Source organism: Pseudomonas asturiensis, assembly GCF_900143095.1.
GTDB lineage: Bacteria > Pseudomonadota > Gammaproteobacteria > Pseudomonadales > Pseudomonadaceae > Aquipseudomonas > Aquipseudomonas asturiensis.
The window spans coordinates 1-4,512 of the sequence record NZ_FRDA01000036.1 but is presented as its reverse complement, the minus strand read 5'-3'; the positions used below and the strand labels follow the sequence as shown (position 1 = coordinate 4,512).

At 57.3% G+C, this 4,512-nt stretch carries 5 protein-coding genes and 1 pseudogene; 3 read left to right on the top strand and 3 right to left on the bottom strand.

Annotated elements, in window-relative coordinates:
• Nucleotides 1-287: transposase (locus tag BUB69_RS28080; protein ID WP_141121925.1), on the bottom strand; the 287-nt coding region annotated here is incomplete at its 3' end.
• A 233-nt stretch (nt 288-520) separates the two neighbouring features.
• On the opposite strand from BUB69_RS28080, the pseudogene tnpC reads away from it, so the two are divergent.
• Together tnpC and BUB69_RS28070 are read left to right on the top strand one after the other, a co-directional pair.
• Nucleotides 521-1,180 (top strand): annotated as a pseudogene (tnpC, locus tag BUB69_RS28075) (IS66 family transposase); the annotation flags it as partial.
• A gap of 21 nt (nt 1,181-1,201) precedes the next feature.
• Nucleotides 1,202-1,792 carry a nucleotidyltransferase family protein gene (locus BUB69_RS28070; RefSeq protein ID WP_073173529.1) on the top strand — a complete coding sequence of 197 codons (591 nt, stop codon included), beginning with the start codon at nt 1,202-1,204 and terminating at the stop codon, nt 1,790-1,792.
• Between the two features lie 331 nt (nt 1,793-2,123).
• On the opposite strand, the gene BUB69_RS28065 is transcribed toward BUB69_RS28070, so the two are convergent.
• Nucleotides 2,124-3,374, bottom strand: a complete 1,251-nt coding sequence (locus BUB69_RS28065; protein ID WP_073173532.1) for an MFS transporter — start codon at nt 3,372-3,374, stop codon at nt 2,124-2,126.
• Nucleotides 3,375-3,444: 70 nt separating this feature from the next.
• Between BUB69_RS28065 and BUB69_RS28060 the strand changes: the two genes are divergently transcribed.
• Nucleotides 3,445-4,140, top strand: coding sequence for an ArsR/SmtB family transcription factor (locus BUB69_RS28060; RefSeq protein ID WP_073173526.1), 696 nt, complete (start codon nt 3,445-3,447; stop codon nt 4,138-4,140).
• Between the two features lie 149 nt (nt 4,141-4,289).
• Here the strand turns inward: BUB69_RS28060 and BUB69_RS28055 are convergent.
• Nucleotides 4,290-4,512 (bottom strand): transposase (locus tag BUB69_RS28055; protein WP_141121921.1); only part of this gene is annotated, 223 nt, incomplete at its 5' end.

Genomic DNA, 4,512 nt, shown 5'->3' with positions numbered 1-4,512 from the left:
GCGCTCAAGGTCAGGCGTGCAAACTGGCGCATGGGCGTGATTTCGTAGAGCGCTTCTTCCATGGCCGGGTCGCTCAGGGAGAACCAGTTCTGCAGCAGATGAATGCGCAGCATGGTTTCCAGAGGATAAGGTTTTCTGCCTCCGCCGGCCTTGGGGTAGAACGGCTCGATCAGGCCCAGTAGACCTGTCCAGGGCACGACCTGATCCATCTCGGCGAGGAAGCGTTCGCGGCGTGTCTGCTTGCGCTTGCCGGCATATTCGAAATCGGAAAAGCTCATCTGGCTCATGGGCGGCTCGGATCAGGTGGTCAGGCGTATTTCAGCACATCTTGGGACTTGTTCGGAGATTCCTTAACACCTGCCATGGCGTGCTTTGCCAGCGCAATTAGCCCATCAGTCTATCGTCGCCACCAGCCTTCTCTGGCAAAATCGGCGGCATGACTTTGCATCCAAATCTCGATCAATTAAACCCTGAACAACTGCTTGCCCTGGCGGCGCAGTTGATCCAGCGCGTCGAGACAAGCCGCGCTGGCGAACATGCCCGAGCCTTCCTGGGTAGTTGGAACGGGAAGCTGATCTGCGATGACTTCGCTGGCTATAAGGCAGGCTTTGAACTGGGCGTCACGGAGATCGGCTGCATGGCTCATGCACGCCGAAAGTTCTTCGACTTGCACGCGACCAACAAGAGCCAGATCGCCGAAAAAGCGCTGCACTACATCGCGGCCTTGTACGAAGTTGAACGAGAAGTCCGCGAGCTGGAACCGGGTGATCGACAGCGAATACGGCAGGAAAAAGCAGCGCCGATCATCGACGCACTTCATACCTGGATGATCGCTCAAAGACAGCTTGTGCCTGAGGGATCGGCCATCGCGAAAGCGTTGGATTACAGCCTCAAACGCTGGATAGCGCTGACGCGCTATCTCGATGACGGTGCTGTGCCCATCGATAATAACTGGTGCGAGAATCAAATCCGGCCGTGGGCTCTTGGTCGCTCGAACTGGCTGTTCGCTGGCTCGTTACGTAGCGGTAAACGTGCGGCGGCGATCATGAGTTTGATCCAGTCGGCGCGGCTCAACGGGCATGATCCGTATGCGTACTTGAAGGATGTTCTTACACGCCTGCCGACGCAGCGGGCGAGCGAGATCGAACAACTGCTGCCGCATCTGTGGATGCCTGCCTAACCTAAATAAGGAGAGTTCTGAGTGGACAATATTTCGACAGTCCAGGCGATTATTTCAGATGACCCCGTTCGGTGGCGATTACTTGAAATGGTGCGCTCCCTCAAATTGCCAGACTGCTGGATAGGAGCAGGTTTCGTCCGAAACGCGGTTTGGGACTATTTGCACGGGTGCGGTTCGTCTACGGTCTCAACAGACGTTGACGTCATCTGGTTTGATGCGAAGCGCTGCACCCCCGAGGAAGATGAAGCTTTGGAGGCCGTCCTCAGGAGTCTAGATCCGACAGTAATTTGGTCTGTGAAAAACCAAGCCAGAATGCATGTTCAGAATGGCGATGAACCATACCTTTCTACTACCGACGCAATGCGCTACTGGCCGGAAACCGCAACGGCGGTAGCCGTAAGACTGCGAGAGGAAGGCTCATGCGAGATCGCGGCACCGCTGGGGCTTGATGATCTATTTGAGTTGATTATCAGGCCAACGGAGCGGTTTACCTCGGCGAAAAAAGCGATCTATCAAGACCGCTTCAAGTCCAAAAACTGGCTGACGATATGGCCACTGCTTACGCTTGCGTCAGCGCCGCTACCTCCCATCCCTTACGTCAAGGCGACTTAACCGGACGCTTACGCCAAGGCTACGAAAACCTCGCACTCAGTGAGCTGTACGCTGACGGCCTCAAGAGTAAAAGCTCCGCTCAACTTAAGCGATAACGTCAGGTGGGTAGTCCTGTGGGTTTGACTCACGCAGAGCAGCGATCATCACTGGCTGAACGCTGCCGAATCTTCGCTTGTTGCGGGGCGCAATCTGGCATTCCATATTGGCAACCTGAACATTTGATGAACACAGCGTGGACTGACGCAATGCGTATTCAACGGGCGCTTACAGGGGACTAAATCCAAGGCAGGACAGGGGGCAGGCAGCGTAACTGCCTGGCCTAAGGATGGCATCAATAGGCGATTTTACCGAATGGGCGTGCGGTAGAACCGAGATAAAATGACAGGATCGCCAGTATTTGTGCAGCCGCTGCAGCGGTCACAAGGCCGATGATTGCATCGCCCGGATCTGAAAAGTTTGAGCGTATGAGTCCGAAGGACGCCGGAGCAAAAGCATAGGTGGCTTGACTGATCGCCACCATTAACGCGATTACCTTGGCGGTTTGTTCGCGGCTGAACTCGGTCTGTGCGATCAGCGGCGGCAAGGAGGTGGCATTTCCGATGCCTGAACCGATCAGCAGCACCGCCACCCACGCCACTGCCGGGTGACTGTCCAGGCCAAGCAGCATAAGCGTCCCGAGCATCTGGATGGCGTAGCCCAGGCAAGCCAGTTGACGACGGTCGATGCCCCCGGTCATCAGCCGTGCGGCGAAGTAACGACCGCCCATTGCGCTGGCGGTGGCAAGGCCCATGGCGAATGAGGCGTTATGGGCGCCCATGCGTCCCACCAGGATCGAATACAGGTGTGCAATCAAACCGATCTGCGCGAACAGCCCCAGCGACATCCCGGCGGCCAGGGTGCGGAACTTCGCTGACTTGAGGGTCTGTGCGGCAGTCCAGGGCGCGACAATGGCGCTGGTTGCGATGGGTTCCGGCAGTGCTTCGTTATCGGGATGCTGGCCCAGGCTTTGCGGGCTTTTATTGAAGACCAGAAAGGCGAAGCTGCCCATCAGCACCATTGCGGTGATGGTGATCACCAGCGCCGCCGCACCAAAGCCAAGACGCTCAATCAAAAATACCCATAACGGTGAGAAGATTACCCCGCCCATGCTGGCACCGTTGTATGCCTTGCCCAGAGCCTTGGGCCGCTCTTTGACATACCAAGGAGCGATCAATGTGTTCACGGCGGCGGCACCGAGCGTGACCCAGCCGATGCCCGAGCATATGGCGCCGGCATATAACACCCATAGCAGGTTGGCCTGAGCCCAGATATTCACCCCGACTCCCAGTACGATGCTGCCAAGCAACGTAATGGCGGGCACTCCGAAGCGGGCATAAATGCGTGGCAGGTTCGCAATGACCAGTGTGCCGCTGAGAAAGTGAAGGGTGACGGCTGCCGATACTTGGGCGATCGGCCAGCCGGTGCGTTCCATGACGGCCTGCATGTAAATGGGTGGCCCGTAAAAACCTATGCCCCATCCGAACACTGCCAGGATGAACGTACACGTCAGTACAGCTTTTCCAAAGAATCGGGTGTTCTTCATCGCCAGCTCCTCCATGTTGGCTCATAGGTTATGCTTGCGGTGTACGTTTCACTTCGAGGAGCATCGAACAATGGATGTTGAGCAATCCGAACTGCGCCTGGCCAATGTTGCCTCGGCGATTGCCGATCCTGCCAGGGCGCGCATGTTGTGCTGCTTGCTAGATGGCCGGGCCCGTACGGCCACCGAGTTGGCTGTAGTAGCGCAGAAGAGTCCTTCCACGGCGTCCAGCCATTTTCAGAAACTGCTGGAGCAAGGGCTGGTGACGCTGGTTTCCCAAGGGAAGCATCGGTACTTCCAACTCGCAAGTGCCGATGTCGCCAAGGCATTGGAAGGGCTGTTGTCCATTACCTCATTCGAGGTGCCGGCGTTCAAACCCTCCACGCCCTGCCATCTGCGCCATGCCCGCACCTGCTACGACCATTTGGCCGGGGAGGTGGGTGTCATGTTGCACGATGCCTTGCTGGTGGGCGAGTGGATGCGCCAAGAGCAGGGCGACTATGGACTGACCCCCAAGGGCATTGAGCACCTGACCCAAATGGGCATGGATCTCACTTCCGACACCCAGGCGCGGCGCCGGTTTGCCTTTCCCTGTCTCGACTGGAGCCAGCGCTGCGCCCATGTAGGCGGCACTCTCGGCGCGGCGTTGCTGGGCCATATGGTGCGGGACAAGTGGCTCGTGCATACCCTAGATTCGCGTGCATTGATAGTCACTGCCAAAGGCCGCAAGCGCCTGGCGAGCACGTTTGATATCCAGTTGGGGGCTTGACTAGGTTTAAGTTTTGTCGCCCCTAGGGATGCTCCGATCAACTTGCTGCGCAGCGGCGGCGAGTCGCAATTTGCCCGGCACCCAGCGCTATTTTCTGAAAATGGCCTGATGCAGCGCGCGTTGAGGGCGTTTCCGCCCGGTTTTCCGTGTTAAACGCGTAACTCGCCCATACCCATTAGCTGTTTTCGAGCCATCCACAGATTCGACAGGGCGAACAGCGTGGTCAGCTGAGCTGTGTTTTTCATCAGCCCACGAAAGCGCACTTTCACGTAGCCAAACTGACGCTTGATTACGCGAAACGGATGCTCGACCTTGGCCCGTGTCTGAGCTTTGCAGTACTCGATCTTGCGCTTGGCCTTGTAGAGCACGCTG